Raw genomic sequence first — 17,765 nt, forward strand, 5'->3', positions numbered from 1 at the left:
TGCATAGACTGTCCAAAATGAGCGTGTCGATGAGAGAAGGCCCTGAGGATGATGCTGCGGATGCCCGCGGCGACCTTGCGGTCTGGCTGGACGATTACACAGCCGGACGGTGCGACCGTGCGCGCATGCAGTCCTCCTTCCTCGACATCTGCCGCAGCAACCCCGAGGCGCCCTGGGATGCCCTGGCGCTGCTGGATCAGTACCAGCGGCGCGGGCGCGTCGATGCAGCCCTCGCGCGTTCCCTGAAGAGCGATATCGCTCAACTCGTCTTCGGTGTCGTCAACCAGTCCGAGGAGGAGCCCGAGGCGCCTCCCTCCGATCAGGTCGAAACGGCCAGCGGTGACACCACCGGCACCCGCTGGCGCAGGCTTGCGGCCGAACGCGATACGCCGGGAGGCAAGGCGGAGCAGTCGTTCGTCGATCCGGTCCAGTTCCGCCGCGATATGGATCTGCCGACGCGGCCGCCACCGCCAGAAATTCCGCGGCGTACGCATGCCACCGACGGCACGGCAGCCAGCAGCATCCTGCGCGATCGCTACGAGCTCCTGACGATCCTGGGTCGTGGTCCCAACGGCACGGTCTACAAGGCGCTCGATCGTCATCGCACTCATCTCGAGCCTTCTTCGCGTTGCGTCGCGCTGCGTGTTCTCAAGCTCAACTATCGCGACAGTCCCGATGCGCTCGCGGAGCTCGAGCGGCAGTTCCATCAGGCGCAGTCGTTGTCGCACCCGAACATCGTCAACGTGTTCGACCTCGATCGCGACGGCGGGACTTACTTCCTCGTGATGGAGTTCCTCGATGGCGAGCTGCTGTCGGACATCCTGCATCGCCTGCGTCGCGAGCCGATGCAGCGCGATCGCGCGCTCGCCATCATCGGCAGCATCGGCGCGGGTCTTTCGCATGCGCATCGACGCGGCGTCGTTCATTCGGACCTGCGGCCCGGCAACGTGATGATCGCCACCAACGGCGAAGTGAAAGTGATGGACATCGGATTCGTGCGACGCACGCACGCCGATCCGCAGCGCTTCGAGCCGTGGATCGGAGATCCAGCGCTCGGCGGCAAGCCCGGCGTCAATCTCGCGTACGCGAGCGAAGAGCGGGTGAACGGTGAATCGCCGGATCCGGCGGACGACGTCTACAGCCTGGCCTGCATCGCGTACGAACTACTGTCCGGCCAGCATCCTTATGGCGGTCGCTCAGCGCCGCTGGCGCGAGCGCATGGACGTGCGCCGCAGAAGATCCCGGGACTCACAGGCAAGCAATGGAGTGCGTTGCAGGCGGCACTGCGCTGGTCGAGGGCCGATCGCAAGATCGACGTCGTCGAACTGGTCGCGGGCCTGGGATGCGCTGATATCACGCAGCGCCTCGCTCCGCCGCAGGACATCGTGGCCGGGGACGCGCCACGCCGCTTCGGGACATTCGGCAAGTTCTCCATCGCACTCCTCGTGCTGGTCGCCGCGGGCGCTGCTTTTCTTGCGTTCCGCGACCAACTGAATTTCGAGCTGCCAGCAACGAGAGCGCAGCAGCCGGAAGCAGTTGTAACGTCACCGGAGCTGCCACAGGCCGACATCGCGCCTCAGACGGTCGCAACAGAGCCTCCTCCTGTGCAGCAGCAGACGCCGGCCGTGGCGGCTGCACCGCCACCCGCAGCTGCTCAACCCGAGCCCGCCAAGGCGCAGCCACAGGTCGCTGCAGCGGAGCGGCAAGCGCCAGCTGCCGCCAAGCCTGCAGGCGGCGGCGTTGCTCGCATTTCATTCGACAAGGATACGTTCGTCGCCACGGAGAGCGACGGCTCGGTGAAGCTCACTGTGCGAAGGTCCGGCAGTTCGCGTAACGCCGTGACATTCCATTGGAAGCTGATGCCGAACTCGGCCGAGGCCGGCAGCGATTTCGCCGCGATCGGTCCGGGTGTGGAGACGATTCCCGCGGGCGCCAATTCGGTGGCGCTGATCGTGCCGCTCGTTTCCGACTCGCTCAAGGAAAGCACGGAGCTGTTTCTCGCGGAGATCAGCCCGGCTGATGACACGACGGAACTGGGTGAGCTGTCGCGCGCGGCGGTGATCGTCGTCGATGACGACTAAGGAGAAGTAGATAGCGGATAGCGGATGGCGGATAGTCGGAGTCTCCTTCGTGGGTCCGGCTTCAGCCGGACCACAGTCAGATCCGCGAAGCCACTGCCGGGGGTGCGATGAACGTCAGGCTCGCAGAAGGTTCGATCCGCGTCAGGGCGAGCAAGGTGGAACTGCAGACGCTGCTCTCATCGCGCGCAGTCACTCTGGAAGTGGCGCTGCCGCGCAATCACGTCTTTCGAGTGAATGTTCGTCCCGCTGCCGTCGGCGACTGGACGCTCGACAGCGATCCGACGGGACTGTGGATCGCGATTCCCCGCGCGGAGCTCCAAGGGCTCTCTGAGTCTCTGCCGAGTCGAGATGGGCTCGAGAAATCGTTCGAGCTGCCGAACGGCGATGAGGTCGCCGTGAGTTTCGAAGTCGACGTCAAGGATCGGTGAGTTCCTTCCGTCACTCCCGCGAAAGCGGGAGTCCATCCGATGGAAAGATGGATTCCCGCTTGCGCGGGAATGACGAAGGGCACTAGCTCCCGGCCTTCTCCCTCTCGATCGCCCGATAGCCGATGTCGCGGCGATACTGAATCCCATCCCAGTGAATGCGATCGGCCAGCGCGTAAGCAGCTTGCTGCGATTCGTACACAGTCTTGCCGAGGCCCACGGCGCAAAGAACGCGACCGCCGCTCGTGGTCACATCTTTGCCGACGAGCTTCGTGCCGCCGTGGAAAACCTTGCCAGGCAGTGATGCAGCGGCATCGAGGCCGTTGATGACATCGCCTTTGCGAATCGTGTCCGGGTAGCCGCCAGCCGCGAGCACAACGCCAACGGCTGCGCGATCGTCCCAATACGCTTCGACTTGGCGCAGTCGCTGATCCAGCGCTGCCTCGCAAAGCTCCGTCAGATCCGATTTCAGTCGCATCATGATCGGCTGTGTTTCAGGATCGCCGAAGCGGCAGTTGAACTCGAGCACGTTGGGCGTGCCGTCGGCCGCAATCATCAGTCCCGCATAGAGAAAACCGAAGTACGGCGTGCCGTCGCTCACCAGGCCGCGCACCGTCGGCTCCATGACTTCGCGCATGACGCGTGCGTGGATTTCAGGCGTGACGACGGGAGCGGGCGAGTACGCGCCCATGCCGCCCGTGTTGGGGCCCTGGTCGCCGTCGTCGCGCCGCTTGTGATCCTGTGAGGTCGCGAGCGGAAGAATGTCGGTGCCGCTCACGATGGCGATGAAGCTGGCTTCCTCGCCTTCGAGGAATTCCTCGATGACGACTTTGTCACCGGCGGTCCCGAACTGCCCGTCGAACATCGCCTGGGCACTCTGCACGGCCTCTTCAGTCGTCGCGCAGATGATCACACCCTTGCCCGCCGCGAGCCCGTCCGCCTTCACAACGAGCGGCGCACGCTGCGCGCGCACCCACGCGGGATCGAAGTTCGATTTCGTAAACGTCGCGAATGCCGCAGTGGGAACGCGATGGCGCGTCAGGAAGTCCTTCGTAAACGCCTTCGAACCTTCAAGCCTCGCAGCCATCTTGCGTGGCCCGAAGCACCTCAAGCCCGCGGATTCGAACGCGTCCGTCACACCGAGTACCAGCGGCGCCTCCGGCCCGACGATCGTCAGATCGATGTTCTCCGCCTTCGCGAAATCGACGAGCGCTGGAATGTCATCCACCGCAATCTCGACATTGCGAACCCGTGGCTCCGTCGCAGTGCCCGCATTGCCAGGCGCGACGAAAACCTGTTCGACTCGCGCAGCCTGAGCGACCTTCCACGCGAGCGCGTGCTCGCGACCGCCGGAACCAATGATCAGGACTCGCATATGCGAGTCCTGAAGCGGTTAGCGGTTAGCGGTTGGCGGTTAGTTCGGAATCGACACATGATGGATCACCGATCAGCTGGTTCGTGCAGCAGCGCCTTCCGGTCCGGTCTGAACTAACCGCTAACCGCCAACCGCTAACCGCTTCTCTCCGACGCTAGTGTCGGAAGTGCCTCATCCCCGTCAGCACCATCGCCATGCCGTGTTCGTCGGCGGCGGCGATGACTTCGTTGTCGCGCATCGAGCCGCCGGGCTGGATGACGGCTTTGATGCCGAATTCGGCGGCGACGTCGAGGCCGTCGCGGAACGGGAAGAAGGCGTCGGAGGCCATGACGGCGCCGGCCACTTCGAGGCCTTCGTCCTTGGCCTTCATGGCTGCGATGCGGCTCGAAACGACGCGGCTCATCTGGCCTGCGCCGATGCCGAGCGTGAGGCGATCCCTGGCGTAAATGATGGCGTTCGACTTGACGTATTTGCACACGCGCCAGGCGAACAGCAGGTCTTCGAGTTCCGCGGGCGTGGGCTGCCGCTTCGTCACGATCTTCAGATCCGCCCTGGTGATCATGCCTTCATCGCGCGTCTGGACGAGCAGTCCGCCGTTGACGCTGCGGTATTCGTGGCGAATGTTGCTCGGCTTCATGCCGCCGGTCGACAGCACGCGGACATTTTCCTTGCGTGCGCAAACCTCGAGCGCTTCGGCTTCCACTTCAGGCGCGATGATCAGTTCGACGAACTGGCGTTCGACGATGGCGCGAGCCGTGGTGGCCGTCAGCGGACGATTGAACGCGATGATGCCGCCGAACGCGGAAGTCGGATCGGTCTTGAATGCCTTGTCGTACGCAGCGAGCGTGTCGGCTGCGATAGCGACGCCACAAGGGTTCGCGTGTTTGACGATGACGCAAGCCGGCTCATCGAACTGGCGTACGCATTCGAAGGCGGTGTCGCCGTCGGCGATGTTGTTGTAGGAGAGAACCTTGCCCTGCAGCTGCGTCGCGCTGCCGATGCTGGAGCCCTGTGCGTCAGCGACTGTGTAGAACGCACCGCTCTGATGAGGATTCTCGCCGTAACGCAGATCCATGCGCTTGCGGAAATGCAGCGCGAGCGACTGCGGGAATTCTGCCGACGCGCTTTCCGTGACGCGGCCGAGATAGCTTGCGACTGCCGAGTCGTACGTAGCTGTGTGAGCGAACGCCTTGGCCGCGAGCTTCTTGCGAGTCGTCCCGGAGACACCGCCGTTCGCGGAGATCTCTTCGGTGATTGCGGCGTAGTCGAGCGGATCGACGACCACTGCGACGCGATCATGATTCTTGGCTGCGGCGCGAACCATTGCCGGCCCGCCGATATCGATGTTCTCGATTGCGTCCTCGAACGTGCAGTCGGGTTTCGCGATCGTGGCCGCGAACGGATAGAGATTCACGACCAGCAGATCGATGGCTTCGATGCCGTGTGCTTGCATGACTGCTTCGTCGACACCGCGACGGCCGAGCAGTCCGCCATGAATCTTCGGATGCAGCGTCTTGACACGTCCATCCATGATCTCGGGAAAGCCGGTGTGCGCGGAAACCTCAGTCACCGGCACGCCGTTCGTCTCCAGCAGCGAAGCGGTACCTCCCGTAGAGAGAATCACCACACCGCGCCGATGCAGCGCCCGGGCGAAGTCGACGAGACCATCTTTGTTGGAGACCGAGAGGAGGGCGCGGCGAATGGGAGTTGTCATTGAGGGTGACGTGTGACGAGTGACCAGTGACGGCTAAGGAGAATCTCGCAGCAGCGAGCGCGGCTTCGGGATGGAATCATCGTCACGGCCCGCGAACGTTCAGTTCGCAAGCCCGTAAGTCTTCAACTTCTTCCTGAGCGTCCCGCGATTGATGCCGAGAATATCCGCGGCGCGGCTCTGGTTGCCTGCTGCGTAATCGAGCACGGCTTTGAACAGCGGTTCTTCGACTTCACGCAGGACCAGATCGTAGAGCTGGCCGGGCTTGTGGCCGTTCAGGGATTCGAAGTAGGAATTCAGGGCTTCGGCGGTCATCGTGCGCAGGGGGACGGCACGCGAAGCGGGTCTGGCAATGGGCTCTCTTCGAGCTCTCGTTTTTTTCTTCGGGGCCATGGGCTCTCCGCCAGTACGTTCCAGGAACTGCAGGAGTCAGGCCGCGTCGTTCAGCAGTTTCCCCTCAGCATCCGCGAGCGCATCGAAGTACGCCCGGGCCTGATCGAGTTGTGATCGCGCGTCTGTCGCCTGCATCAAGGCATGTCGCAAGGCGTGCGCAGTTGCGCGGCCCTTCGCATACCAATCGATGTGTTTGCGCGCGACCCGGACTCCGGCGTCTTCCCCATAGAAGGCATGCAGGTCGCGCAAATGGGCGAGCATGATATCACGTACTTCCGTGATGGAAGGCTCGGGCAATACGATTCCATCGCGCAGATAAGACTCGATCTCGCGAAAGATCCACGGACGTCCTTGTGCGCTGCGTCCGATCATCAAGCCATCTGCACCGGTTTGTTCAAGTACAAACTTCGCCTTGTGCGGCGAGTCGATGTCGCCATTGGCAAAAACGGGAATCGCAACGCTTTCTTTGACGGCGCGAATCGTTTCGTATTCGGCATTTCCCTGATACATGCACGCGCGCGTGCGCCCGTGCACTGCAAGTGCCTGAATGCCGATGTCCTGCGCCATGCGCGCAATCGATACAGCATTCTTCTGAGTCGCGTCCCATCCTGTACGCATCTTCAGTGTCACCGGCACTGTTACCGACTTGACAACCGCTTCGAGGATCTGTCGCACGAGGACTTCATCTCGCATCAGCGCGGAGCCCGCTGCCTTGTTGCACACCTTCTTGGCGGGACAGCCCATGTTGAGATCGATGATCTGCGCGCCCGCTTCGACGTTGCGCTGTGCAGCCTCGACCATCATCTGCGGATCACCGCCCGCGATCTGCACGACACGCGGCTCCGCTTCGCCGCTGTGGTCCATGCGACGACGCGATTTCTCGGTGTGCCACAAACGCACATCGCAAGTGAGCATTTCTCCAGCAGCAATTCCCGCGCCCATGCGTCGGCACAACAACCGGAACGGCAGATCGGTCACGCCGGCCATGGGGGCGAGAGCGAGGTTGTTGGGGAGTTGGTAGGGGCCGAGGAACATGGGGGGAAACAAGCTATGAGCGGTGAGCTGCGAGCGGTGGGCCAGACAAAAGATGGTATCGAACCCGCGGTGGCCTGTCTTTGAGGCAAGGCCTGTTCGGTCAGGCGCCCCCGTTCCGGCTCGCCGCTCGTCGCTCGCAGCTTCCCAGCCCTCCTACTGTGGTATCTCCCCAGCACACACCGGCGCCGGCGCCTTCCCCTTCAGGCACACGTCGAAACGGAACCCTTCCGCATCAGGTCCCGGGTCCACGATCGCGATGGTGGCGTTGATGGGGTCGTTGGGCGTGAGGAGGCGATTCGATGCAGTGCCGGGGTCGAGATACTCCGCCGGTTCGAACTCGCGGGCGCGCACCTGGTCGCCCCAGCGATCCTCGAGCACCAGTTTGAGGAGCGGGTAGGGCTGCGGGAAACCCGCGCGATTCGTGATGCTTGCGCGGACCTTCAATGTGCCCGGATGAGTGGGATCGGAGAGGACACCCCACTGCTTGATTTCGTAAGAGTGCAGCTCCCAGCCGGGGGTCAGCTCGATGCCCAGCGCGTTGTAGACGCTGACGACGGCGGAGCCGATGCCGGGATGACGAGAAAGATCGGCGCGATAGTGGTTGATGATCTGCACGACGAGCAGCAGTACCAGCGGTACCGGGAGCAGCTTCCACACGAGTGCCGTGCCTGGCCCGCGTCGCTGGGCGATGCCTTCGAGCTCTTCCTCGGATGCTTCGGCCTGCGCGGTTCTGTCGCGCTGATCCGCCAGTCGGCGCGCGAAGCGGTCGTGTTCGGATTCTTCGTCTTCGATGATTTCCTGCGACTGCTCGAAGATCGCCTCGTCTTCGGCGCGTAGCTCGCCTTCATCGACTTCGATGCCGTCCGTATCGGCGGGCGCGCGCTCTTCGTGGTCCAGATCGTCGATCTCGACCCATTCCTCCGTGACTTCCTGGCGCACCTCCGGCTGATCCGGATCGTCCATGACCCGATAGGTGCCGGTGATTTCGATGTGGCGGCCTTCGAGCGTGATGTCTTCCTGTTCCTGCGGCTCTTCGACCTCGATCTGCGTCGGCGGCGTGGGTTTCACGAACCGGCCGGAGCTCGTCTCTTCGTAGTCCTGTTCCTCGACGAGCCGCTCGAGCGCATCGAACTGGGTATGGCAGCGTCCGCAGCGCACCTGACCATGCGCGACGCGCAGGATTTCGCTGGTGATGCGAAACGTGGTCTGGCAACTGGGGCACTGGGTCAGCAAGCGGTTTCCTTTCGGGTCCCGTCGATGCGTGCCCACCCATCGCGCACGCTCACGGGAGCGATATGAAACCATGTGGCGTACTGGGCCGCCACTTGCGTTGCTTGTTCCGTCAACAACCCTGAGAGCACGATCCTGCCGCCGGGCTTCACGAGCGTCGCGAGCGCCGCGGCGAGCGTCATGAGCGGCTCAGCGAGAATGTTCGCCAGCACCACGTCCGCGGGCCGCGCATCCATTTCGGCGACCGTGCAGGCCTCCATGCGATCGGCAACATCGTTGCGCGCAGCGTTCTCTTTCGTCGCGATGATCGCCTGCGGATCGATATCGACTGCGAGTGCCGATGCCGCGCCCAGCTTGAGCGCGCCGATGGCGAGAATCCCCGAGCCGCAGCCATAGTCGATCACCGTCTTGCCATGCAGTTCCGCGCCGTCGAGCCAGGTGAGGCACAGCGCCGTCGTGGGATGAGTGCCAGTGCCGAAGGCGAGGCCGGGGTCGAGGTCGATGAAGACGGGCGATGAGCTGTGAGCTGTGAGCTGTGAGCCGCAAGACGCGGTTGTGTCAGGGCGCTGACCGTCCGGGCAGATCCAGAGGCGTTGTCCGAATCGCATCGGACGGAAATCCTTCAGCCACTCGCGTTCCCACGGGCGATCGTCGAGTCGCTCGAACGCGAGTTCCGGCAATGCGGCCGGCAACTGAGCCTGAAGCAGCGCTTCGATGACCAGGGGATCCGAGGCAATGTCGAACAACGCCTTGATCCGTACACTGGGCCACAGCGGCGTGGTCCCTGGGGCCGGTTCCAGAACGGGATTGTCTTCAGCGTCTTCGAGCGTGATCGACAACGCGCCCGCGCCGAGCAGCGCATCTTCGAATGGCTCGGGGTCGGCGGAACCGACGCACAAGGTTAGTTGCAGGAAGGGCATGACGGATGAAGCGGTTGGCGGTTGGCGGCTAGCGGATAGTTCAGAAGGGTGCCTTGCCCTCCGGGTCCGAACTAACCGCTAACCGCCAACCGCCAACCGCTTCTCCTTTCATTTGATCCCGAGTCGCCGCTCCAGGTAGTGAATGTCCAACCCACCCGCCTTGAACGCGGCGTGGTTGAAGATTTCCTGGTGCAGCGGGATGTTGGTCTTGATGCCTTCGATGACCATTTCCGACAGCGCGTTCTTCATGCGGGCGATCGCGGTGTCGCGGTCTTCGCCGTAAGCGATGATCTTGCCGATCATCGAGTCATAGAACGGCGGCACGACGTAGCCGCTGTAGAGATGGCTGTCGACGCGGATGCCGGGACCGCCGGGCGGGTGGAAGAGCTTCACGGGGCCGGGCGACGGAATGAATCCCTTCGGGTCTTCCGCATTGATGCGGCATTCGATCGCATGGCCGCGAATGGTGATGTCGTTCTGCGTCCAGGGCAGTTGCTCACCGGCGGCGATGCGCAGCTGCGCCTTCACGATGTCGATGCCCGTCACGAGCTCGGTGACAGGGTGTTCCACCTGCACGCGCGTGTTCATCTCGATGAAGTAGAACTCGTTGTCCTGGAACAGGAACTCCAGCGTGCCGGCGCCGCGGTAGCCGACGTCGCGGCAGGCTGCGATACAGCGATCGCCGATCGCCTTGCGCTGCTTCGGCGAAATGCCCGGAGCGGGCGCTTCTTCGATCACTTTCTGGTGACGGCGCTGCAACGAGCAATCGCGTTCGCCGAGGTGAATGACGTTGCCGTAGTGGTCGGCGAGAACCTGGATCTCGATGTGGCGCGGCTTCTCGAGGAATTTCTCCATGTAGACCTCGGGATTCCCGAAGGCTGCCTGAGCTTCCGCCTGCGTCACATTGATGGCGTTGATCAGCGTCGCATCGCTGTGCACGACGCGCATGCCGCGGCCACCGCCGCCGCCTGAGGCCTTGATGATGACCGGGTAGCCGATCTCGCGCGCAATGCGGAATGTTTCATCCGGATCGGTGCCGAGCGGACCATCCGAACCCGGTACGCACGGCACGCCGGCTGCCTTCATCACGCGGATCGCCGAAACCTTGTCTCCCATCATGCGGATGGTTTCGGGCTTCGGGCCGACGAAGATGAAACCGCTCTTCTCCACGCGCTCCGCGAAATCCGCGTTCTCGGAGAGGAAGCCATAACCGGGATGGATCGCGACCGAGTCGGTGACTTCGGCGGCGCTGATGATCGCCGGCATGTTCAGGTAACTGTCCTTGGACGCCGGCGGTCCGATGCACACCGATTCATCCGCGAGCAGCACGTGCTTCTGGTTGAAATCGGCCGTCGAATGCACGGCCACCGTCTTGATGCCGAGCTCGCGGCACGCTCGCAGGATGCGAAGCGCGATTTCGCCGCGATTGGCGATGACGACTTTTTCTAACATTGGATGTTCTTGAGGTAGGGCGAAATGCGGGCGGTTCGTTGGCCCTGTGCAGCTGGCTGTGAGCTACGAGCGATGAGCGATGAGCCGGAATTCCTGCTCGCAGCTCGTCGCTCGCGGCTTCCTCGCTATTCGATGATGAAGAGGGGCTGGCCGAACTCGACCGGTTCGCCGTTCTTCACCAGCACTCCGGTCACGCGGCCGGCCTTGTCGGACTCGATCTGGTTCATCATCTTCATGGCTTCGATGATGCAGAGCGTGTCGCCGACATTCACTTCGCTGCCGATGTCCACGAAGGACTTCGCGCCGGGCGTGGGTGCCGAGTAGAAGGTGCCGACCATCGGTGCGGTGACCGTGTGATCGTTACGCGCCGCGGCGGGTGCGGCGGCGGCCGGAGCCGCAGCGGCTACGGGTGCGGCTGCAATCGGGGCAGCAGGCGGGGCGGCGTAGTGCACGATCGGCGCCGGTGCTGCACCACCCGGGGGATACCGGCTGATGCGGACCGACTCTTCGCCTTCGCTGATCTCGATTTCAGCGATGCCGGATTCTTCGAGCAGTTCGATGAGCTTCTTTACTTTGCGGATATCCATGCGATGTCCTCTTTGTTCTTTTCCTACTTGCGGGCCGGAGCGGCGCTCTGGGTGAGATGGTGAGCCGCGGCGCGCAGCGCCAGCTCATATCCAACCGCGCCGAGGCCGGTGATGGTGCCGACAGCGATGTCGGAGAAATACGAGTGATGCCGGAAGGGCTCCCTCGCCTGGACGTTGCTCAGGTGCACTTCGATGAACGGGATCTTCACCCCGAGCAGCGCGTCGCGCAGAGCGATGCTCGTGTGCGTCAATGCCGCGGGATTGAAGATGATGAACGCCACGTGTGTGCCCGGAGCCTCGTGAATCTGCGTGATCAGCTCCGCTTCCGAATTGCTCTGGAAAGCCGACAGGTGATGTCCTGCCTCTGCAGCCAGCTGCGTCAGCCGGGCCGTGATCTGGGCCAGCGTGATCGCCCCATAGAGTCCCGGCTCGCGGGTGCCGAGCAGGTTCAGATTGGGGCCGTTCAGGAGCAACAGATGGGCCATAAGCCGTTTCGGACGCGGACTCGATAAGTTACTTAGCCGGAGATGGCGGCGAGTTGTATCAGTTTTCCAATGCTTTAGCGATGCTTTCGCGGCAACACCGGCACTTGACAGTTGCCGATTCAGGGCAAATCCGCAACAACTGCCACCGGGATCGGCAGCCACCGGACTGCGGATCGCAGGCCGTTTGCGCTATCTGAAGTGCGGAATCAGCGGAGAAAAGCGGTTCGCTGGACGGCGGATCGCGACCGGATCGACGCCTGATCAGGCCTCGGGCGCCTTGATCTCTTCGAGTTGTCCCGCTGCAACGGCCCGGGCGGCGTCCGGCGTCAGTTCACCCCGGTTCACCCGGTTTACCGCGTCGATCATGATTACGGACTGGGGTTGCGTCAGCTCGCCCAGGTGGGTCAGCACGATCCGGCCCTGGTTGTCGGTGAACACCGTGAAGGGGAATCCGAGAGAGCCCATCCCGAAGCTCGTTACCGCGTCGAGCCCGTCCTGTTCGCCGATCAGGATCGGATAGTCGATGCCGATCTCGCCGGCGTACTTCAGCACATCTTCACGGAAATCGACCGCGACGCCGACCACCTGGAAGCCGTTGCCGCCCTGGGTCTTCTGGATTTCCTTGAGCAAGGGGATTTCGCGACGGCAGGGCGCGCACCAGGTCGCCCAGAAGTTCACGATCATCGATTTTCCCTGCCAGCTGCGGATCGACCGCAGGTTGCCTTCCCGGTCCTGCAGCGAGAAATCCGGCAGGTTGGCCGGGATCGCAGCGGGTTCGGGCGTGGCCGGTTCGCTAGCAGGGCCTGCGGCTTGTTCGACTGGGGCGACGGGGGCGTGGGGCGCCAGCGCGTAGCGATAGATTCCGAATCCCACCGCCGCGGCCACGACCGCAACGGCACCGTAAATGACTGCCTTCACTTCGACCTCTTTAAGTCGCTCCGAACGCTGCTGCGACATGGTCGCGGAAGCGCTCGGCGGGCACGAATCCTACCAGCCTGAAGTTCTTGAGTTCGACCCCGGCGTGGTCGAAGAAGGCGATGGTGGGCGGGCCGAAAATCTCGAAGCGGGCGAGCAGGGCCTTGTCGGCATCGTCATTCGCAGTAACGTCAGCTTGCAGCAGCACTGCGTTGGCCAGTGCGGCCTGCACCCCGGTATTGGTGAACGTGTACTTCTCCATCTCTTTGCATGACACACACCAGTCCGCGTAGAAATCGAGCATGACGGGCTTACCGGCTGCTTGGGCCGCGGCCACCTGTCGATCCAGATCGGCGACGGTCTTGATGCGCTGGAATGCGATGCCATGTTGCTCGGCCGCCGTCGCGCCACTGACTCCGCGCAGATGGCTGAGCGGTTGCAGCGGATCGTGACTGCCCGAAGCCGCGCCGATCAGCAACAGGATGCCGTAGACGAGCGACATCAGGCCGACCGCGCGAACCGGTGCGGCGATCGGTGCGCCGCTTCGACCCTTCAGCGAGAAGATCCAGAAGCCTGAGATCGCGGCCAGTGCGGACCACAGCAGCATCGTGAGCGTGTCGGGCAGCAGAGGCTGAGCGAGGTAGATCGCAACGCCGAGGAACAGCACGCCGAAGAGTTGCTTGACGGTGTCCATCCACGGCCCCGCCTTCGGGAGCAGAGTCCCCGCGGAGGCGCCGACGATCAGCAAGGGCACGCCCATGCCAAGGCCGGTGGCGTAGAGAGCGAGCGCGCCACGCATGATCTCGCGTGACTGACTGATCACCGAGAGCGCCGCAATGATTGCCGGGGCAACGCAGGCAGTAACCACCAGCGCAGACAGTGCGCCCATGATGAACGTGCCGATGTACGTGCCCGACTTTTGTCGATTGCTCACGTCAGTGAGGCGCGTCTGCATCGAGGCGGGCAGTTGCAGCGTGTACGCGCCGAACATCGCGAGCGCGAGTGCAGTGAACAGCAGGACCATCAACGTGATGATCCACGGCTGCTGGAAGAACGCCTGCGGCGCCTGCTTGAATGCGAGCACGAAGATCGCGCCCGCTGCGGCGTAAGTAAGCGCCATCCCTTGCACATACGTGAATGCCAGGGCGAAGCTGCGACGACGCGTTACGTTTTCGCCCTGACCGACGATGATGCCGGAGAGGATCGGAATCATCGGCAACACGCACGGAGTCAGTGAAAGCAGCAGTCCCGCGCCGAAGAACGTCAGCAGTGCGTATGCGAGATTGCCCCCGGCCAGAGCGGCCGCGAGGCGATCCTGTTCAGCAACCGGAGCGCCGCTGCCAGCCGACGCGGAAGGCGCCGCTGCTTCCGGCAATTCCGTCGCGACATCCGTCGGGGGAAGCTCGAGCGACACCGTCTTCGTGATCGGGTTGTAGCAGAGCCCGTCTTCGGCACAGCCCTGATACGTAACGTTCAGCGTGAGTGTGCCCGTCGATCCGGCGGCGCGCGCAACAGGAAGGCTCGCTTCCAGGACTTCGTAGTAGACCTCGGTGTCGCCGAAGAACTCATCGTGCTTGGGCTTGCCCTTCGGCAGCACGGGCTGGCCGAGCTGGACCTGCGTCGAGTCGGTCGTGACGGAGATGCGGTGCTTATAGAGGTAGTAGCCCTCGGCGATGATCCAGGTCAGTGCCACGGAATCCGGTCGCTCCATGCCGGCGCCGAACTTGAAGGCCTCGTCCGGCGGCAGGAAATCATCCTGGGTGTTGCCCTTCGGCTTGAGGAATGAGCGCAGGTCGTTGCTGGTGGCGGCGACAGCCGCGGCCGCGGGAACGATCGCTTCGGCCGCCCATTTCTGCGGCGGGTAGCACAGGCCTGCATCCGCGCAGCCCTGCAGCTTCAATTCGAAGGCGAGCTTCGGCGGTCGGCCGCCATGAAAAGTAACGGGAACCGGGATGTCGACCTTGCCGCGATAGATTTCCTGTTCGCCGAAGTACTCATCGCTGTGCGATTCGCCCTTGGGCCACAGAGGCTCACCGAGCTGGACCGTTCCCATGGTCGAGGCGACGCCCATCTTCTTCTTATAGAGGTAGTACCCCTTCTCGATATTCCAGGTGACGATCAGCTGGTCGTTCTCCACGCGCGTGGAGTATTTATAGGCCTGGGTCGGCGGAAGAAATTCGTCCTTCGCCCACGCGGACGCGCCGATACCCAGGGTCAGCAGAACCGCAAGCATTCTGGCTACCAGCTCAAAGCTCATTGCTCGTCGCAAACTCATTTCTCGTCCTTATCCGCAACGCCCAATCGGACCCACTCCAGATATCGTTCGTTCCCGCCGCCGACGGGCAGGACAGCGAATTCTGGAAGCTCGTAGGGGTGCAGGGCGGTGAGCCGTGCCTCAAGTTCACGTAACCGGGCAGACGTCGTCTTGATCAGGAGCAGGACCTCGGCATCGTCCTGAAGCGAGCCCTTCCAGACATAAGTCGAGCGTACCCCAGGGACCCGGTTGACGCAGGTGGCGAGTCTTTCGGTGACCAGCGCTTCGGCGATCTGCTTCGCGGTGGCCTCGTCCGGGCAGGTCGACAGTGCGAGAATTACCTGATCAGTCATTGGGTTAAGCCACCAGGAACCGGGTACGAGGGTAGCGGCTCGGCCTCCGTGGTGTCACCGATGGCCCACGCAAACGCGGCTTGAAATTAAACAGTTGCCCCCTATTATTAGCACCCGTCGCAGGTGAGTGCTAACGCCGCTCTGGCCCACGGCGCGCCCTGCACCATCCCAAATCGGTTTTTTCCTATCCGACCTTACTCGAGGTTTGAGTTATGGCTGACAAGCTGAAAATTCGTCCGTTGCACGATCGCGTGATCATCAAGCGCCTCGATGAAGAGCGCACCTCCCCGGGCGGCATCGTGATCCCGGATTCGGCGACCGAAAAGCCCATCAAGGGCAAGGTCGTCGCCGTCGGTAAGGGCAAGATCCTCGAGAACGGCGAAGTGCGCGCGCTCGACGTCAAGGTCGGCGACAACATCCTGTTCGGCAAGTACAGCGGCACGGAAGTGAAGGTCGACGGCGAAGAGCTTCTCGTCATGCGCGAAGAAGACGTGATGGCCGTCATCGAGAAGTGACGTCACGAAGCGTCGCTATGCGACGCATGTGACGTCGTCCCCGCGAACGCGGGGATCCATCCGGCTCCTGGATTCCCGCTTTCGCGGGAATGACGGAGAGATGGAACGACGCCACGACGTGACCTGCGCCGATCCATAGATTTCTGAATCAGAGGTTGAACTCAAATGGCTGCTAAAGAAGTACGTTTCAGCGATGACGCCCGCGCGCGCATGCTCAAGGGTGTGAACATCCTGGCGAACGCCGTCAAGGCGACGCTCGGTCCCAAGGGCCGCAATGCCGTGCTCGAGAAGAGCTTCGGCGCCCCCACCGTCACGAAGGACGGTGTGTCGGTTGCGAAGGAAATCGAGCTCAAGGACAAGTTCGAGAACATGGGCGCGCAGATGGTGAAGGAAGTCGCTTCCAACACCTCCGATGAAGCCGGCGACGGTACGACCACCGCCACCGTGCTCGCGCAGGCGATCGTTCGCGAAGGTCTCAAGGCTGTCGCCGCCGGCGCCAACCCGATGGACCTCAAGCGCGGCATCGACGCCGGCGTCGTTGCTGCTGTCGAAGAGCTGAAGAAGCTCTCCAAGCCCTGCAAGGACCAGAAGGCCATCGCGCAGGTCGGCACGATCTCCGCGAACTCCGACGAATCGATCGGCAAGACGATTGCCGACGCGATGGAGAAGGTCGGTAAGGAAGGCGTGATCACCGTCGAAGAAGGCTCGGGCCTGCAGAACGAGCTCGACGTCGTCGAAGGCATGCAGTTCGACCGCGGCTACCTCTCGCCTTACTTCATCAACAACCAGCAGAACCAGACGGCCGAGCTCGACAGCCCGTACATCCTCCTGTACGAGAAGAAGATCTCCAACGTCCGCGAAATGCTGCCGCTGCTCGAAGGCATCGCGAAGGCCGGCCGTCCGCTGCTGATCGTCGCTGAAGATGTCGAAGGCGAGGCGCTCGCGACGCTCGTCGTGAACACCATCCGCGGCATCGTGAAGGTTGCTGCCGTCAAGGCTCCGGGCTTCGGCGATCGCCGCAAGGCCATGCTGCAGGACATCGCCGTGCTGACCGGCGGCACCGTGATCTCCGAGGAAGTCGGCCTGTCGCTCGAGAAGGCGACGCTGAACGACCTCGGCGAAGCGAAGAAGATCGTCGTCGAGAAGGAAAACAGCACGATCATCGACGGCAAGGGCAAGAACAGCGAGATCAAGGCTCGCGTCGAGCAGATCCGCAAGCAGATCGAAGAAGCGACCTCCGACTACGACAAGGAGAAGCTGCAGGAGCGCGTTGCGAAGCTCTCCGGCGGTGTCGCCGTGATCAAGGTCGGTGCCGCGACCGAGATCGAAATGAAGGAAAAGAAGGCCCGCGTCGAAGACGCGCTGCACGCAACCCGTGCCGCCGTTGAAGAAGGCGTGGTGCCTGGCGGCGGCGTCGCCCTGATCCGCGCTCAGAAGGCTGTCGAGAAGCTCGAAGCCAAGAACGAAGACCAGGCGTTCGGCATCCGCATCCTCGCCCGCTCGATCGAAGAGCCGCTGCGCCAGATCGTCACCAACGCCGGCGAAGACGCCGCTGTGGTGCTCGCGAAGGTGAAGGAAGGCAAGGGCACGTTCGGCTACAACGCTGCGACCAGCAGCTACGGCGACATGCTCGATCTGGGCATCCTGGATCCGACCAAGGTCACGCGCCTGGCGCTGCAGAACGCAGCTTCGGTCGCCGGCCTGCTCCTGACGACCGAGGTGATGATCGCCGAGGCTCCGAAGGAAGAAGGTGACCACGCTCATGGCGCCCCGGGCGGCATGGGTGGCATGGGCGGAATGGATATGTAACGGGAAGCGGCGAGCCGCTAGCGGCGAGCCACTAGCCAGAAGGGACCCGGAAAGCCCCGCGCAAGCGGGGCTTTCTTTTTTGGGCGGCAGTCAGCGCTATCTCGACTGGTGCCCGCTCGATTCGGCTCGCGACTCACAGTGGCTGACCGGCCGCGCGCGAAGCACTCCGATGAATTTCTGATGACAGCCCTTCGGGGTGGTGGATTCCTTTCACTGGCCGCCGGT

Annotated in this window: 16 protein-coding genes; 4 read left to right on the forward strand and 12 right to left on the reverse strand. The window is 63.0% G+C overall.

Annotated elements, in window-relative coordinates; all coding sequences use genetic code 11:
- Positions 1-29 precede the first annotated feature (29 nt).
- Positions 30-2,081: a protein kinase domain-containing protein gene (locus tag HNQ60_RS17435; protein ID WP_184334048.1), complete on the forward strand. Its 2,052-nt coding sequence runs from the start codon at positions 30-32 to the stop codon at positions 2,079-2,081.
- Between the two features lie 107 nt (positions 2,082-2,188).
- Positions 2,189-2,509, forward strand: coding sequence for a DUF7009 family protein (locus HNQ60_RS17440; protein ID WP_184334049.1), 321 nt, complete (start codon positions 2,189-2,191; stop codon positions 2,507-2,509).
- An 82-nt stretch (positions 2,510-2,591) separates the two neighbouring features.
- On the opposite strand, the gene purD is transcribed toward HNQ60_RS17440, so the two are convergent.
- The 12 genes from purD to cutA all read right to left on the reverse strand — a co-directional run bounded on the left by purD (position 2,592) and on the right by cutA (position 15,216).
- Positions 2,592-3,881: a phosphoribosylamine--glycine ligase gene (gene purD, locus HNQ60_RS17445; protein ID WP_184334050.1), complete on the reverse strand. Its 1,290-nt coding sequence runs from the start codon at positions 3,879-3,881 to the stop codon at positions 2,592-2,594.
- Between the two features lie 154 nt (positions 3,882-4,035).
- Positions 4,036-5,595, reverse strand: coding sequence for a bifunctional phosphoribosylaminoimidazolecarboxamide formyltransferase/IMP cyclohydrolase (gene purH / locus HNQ60_RS17450; protein WP_184334051.1), 1,560 nt, complete (start codon positions 5,593-5,595; stop codon positions 4,036-4,038).
- 99 nt (positions 5,596-5,694) lie between these two features.
- A complete protein-coding gene (gene fis / locus HNQ60_RS17455) occupies positions 5,695-5,985 on the reverse strand; it encodes a DNA-binding transcriptional regulator Fis (protein ID WP_184334052.1) in 291 nt (96 codons plus the stop codon).
- Between the two features lie 36 nt (positions 5,986-6,021).
- Positions 6,022-7,020, reverse strand: coding sequence for a tRNA dihydrouridine synthase DusB (dusB, locus tag HNQ60_RS17460; protein ID WP_184334053.1), 999 nt, complete (start codon positions 7,018-7,020; stop codon positions 6,022-6,024).
- A 153-nt stretch (positions 7,021-7,173) separates the two neighbouring features.
- Complete coding sequence (locus HNQ60_RS17465) at positions 7,174-8,253, reverse strand: DUF3426 domain-containing protein (protein WP_184334054.1); 1,080 nt, start codon at positions 8,251-8,253, stop codon at positions 7,174-7,176.
- Positions 8,247-9,170: a 50S ribosomal protein L11 methyltransferase gene (gene prmA, locus HNQ60_RS17470; RefSeq protein ID WP_184334055.1), complete on the reverse strand. Its 924-nt coding sequence runs from the start codon at positions 9,168-9,170 to the stop codon at positions 8,247-8,249. The genes HNQ60_RS17465 and prmA overlap by 7 nt, the downstream gene beginning before the upstream one ends.
- 108 nt (positions 9,171-9,278) lie before the next feature.
- Positions 9,279-10,622 (reverse strand): acetyl-CoA carboxylase biotin carboxylase subunit, encoded by a 1,344-nt coding sequence (accC, locus tag HNQ60_RS17475; protein ID WP_184334056.1) that lies wholly within the window; start codon positions 10,620-10,622, stop codon positions 9,279-9,281.
- A gap of 125 nt (positions 10,623-10,747) precedes the next feature.
- The gene (gene accB, locus HNQ60_RS17480; RefSeq protein ID WP_184334057.1) at positions 10,748-11,209 is read right to left on the reverse strand and encodes an acetyl-CoA carboxylase biotin carboxyl carrier protein; all 462 of its coding nucleotides are present in this window, start codon (positions 11,207-11,209) and stop codon (positions 10,748-10,750) included.
- Between the two features lie 23 nt (positions 11,210-11,232).
- The gene (gene aroQ / locus HNQ60_RS17485) at positions 11,233-11,694 is read right to left on the reverse strand and encodes a type II 3-dehydroquinate dehydratase (protein ID WP_184334058.1); all 462 of its coding nucleotides are present in this window, start codon (positions 11,692-11,694) and stop codon (positions 11,233-11,235) included.
- A gap of 261 nt (positions 11,695-11,955) precedes the next feature.
- The gene (locus tag HNQ60_RS17490) at positions 11,956-12,612 is read right to left on the reverse strand and encodes a TlpA family protein disulfide reductase (protein WP_184334059.1); all 657 of its coding nucleotides are present in this window, start codon (positions 12,610-12,612) and stop codon (positions 11,956-11,958) included.
- A gap of 10 nt (positions 12,613-12,622) precedes the next feature.
- A complete protein-coding gene (gene dsbD / locus HNQ60_RS17495; RefSeq protein ID WP_184334060.1) occupies positions 12,623-14,884 on the reverse strand; it encodes a protein-disulfide reductase DsbD in 2,262 nt (753 codons plus the stop codon).
- Entirely contained in the window at positions 14,881-15,216 is a 336-nt protein-coding gene (gene cutA, locus HNQ60_RS17500) for a divalent-cation tolerance protein CutA (protein ID WP_184334061.1), read from the reverse strand. The genes dsbD and cutA overlap by 4 nt, the downstream gene beginning before the upstream one ends.
- Before the next feature lie 224 nt (positions 15,217-15,440).
- Here cutA and groES point away from each other — a divergent pair, with 224 nt between their 5' ends.
- Both groES and groL read left to right on the forward strand, forming a co-directional pair.
- Complete coding sequence (groES, locus tag HNQ60_RS17505; protein WP_184334415.1) at positions 15,441-15,731, forward strand: co-chaperone GroES; 291 nt, start codon at positions 15,441-15,443, stop codon at positions 15,729-15,731.
- Positions 15,732-15,896: 165 nt separating this feature from the next.
- Positions 15,897-17,540 (forward strand): chaperonin GroEL, encoded by a 1,644-nt coding sequence (groL, locus tag HNQ60_RS17510; protein ID WP_184334062.1) that lies wholly within the window; start codon positions 15,897-15,899, stop codon positions 17,538-17,540.
- The last annotated feature ends 225 nt before the right edge of the window (positions 17,541-17,765 follow it).

The organism is Povalibacter uvarum (assembly GCF_014202975.1).
Classification (GTDB): Bacteria; Pseudomonadota; Gammaproteobacteria; order Steroidobacterales; family Steroidobacteraceae; genus Steroidobacter; species Steroidobacter uvarum.

Bases quoted from the DNA above. Each gene is read 5' to 3' on its own strand.
- HNQ60_RS17435 (WP_184334048.1), top strand. From the start codon at position 30: ATGAGAGAAGGCCCTGAGGATGATGCTGCGGATGCCCGCGGCGACCTT.
- HNQ60_RS17440 (WP_184334049.1), top strand. From the start codon at position 2,189: ATGAACGTCAGGCTCGCAGAAGGTTCGATCCGCGTCAGGGCGAGCAAG.
- purD (WP_184334050.1), bottom strand. From the start codon at position 3,881: ATGCGAGTCCTGATCATTGGTTCCGGCGGTCGCGAGCACGCGCTCGCG.
- purH (WP_184334051.1), bottom strand. From the start codon at position 5,595: ATGACAACTCCCATTCGCCGCGCCCTCCTCTCGGTCTCCAACAAAGAT.
- fis (WP_184334052.1), bottom strand. From the start codon at position 5,985: ATGGCCCCGAAGAAAAAAACGAGAGCTCGAAGAGAGCCCATTGCCAGA.
- dusB (WP_184334053.1), bottom strand. From the start codon at position 7,020: ATGTTCCTCGGCCCCTACCAACTCCCCAACAACCTCGCTCTCGCCCCC.
- prmA (WP_184334055.1), bottom strand. From the start codon at position 9,170: ATGCCCTTCCTGCAACTAACCTTGTGCGTCGGTTCCGCCGACCCCGAG.
- accC (WP_184334056.1), bottom strand. From the start codon at position 10,622: ATGTTAGAAAAAGTCGTCATCGCCAATCGCGGCGAAATCGCGCTTCGC.
- accB (WP_184334057.1), bottom strand. From the start codon at position 11,209: ATGGATATCCGCAAAGTAAAGAAGCTCATCGAACTGCTCGAAGAATCC.
- aroQ (WP_184334058.1), bottom strand. From the start codon at position 11,694: ATGGCCCATCTGTTGCTCCTGAACGGCCCCAATCTGAACCTGCTCGGC.
- dsbD (WP_184334060.1), bottom strand. From the start codon at position 14,884: ATGAGTTTGCGACGAGCAATGAGCTTTGAGCTGGTAGCCAGAATGCTT.
- cutA (WP_184334061.1), bottom strand. From the start codon at position 15,216: ATGACTGATCAGGTAATTCTCGCACTGTCGACCTGCCCGGACGAGGCC.
- groL (WP_184334062.1), top strand. From the start codon at position 15,897: ATGGCTGCTAAAGAAGTACGTTTCAGCGATGACGCCCGCGCGCGCATG.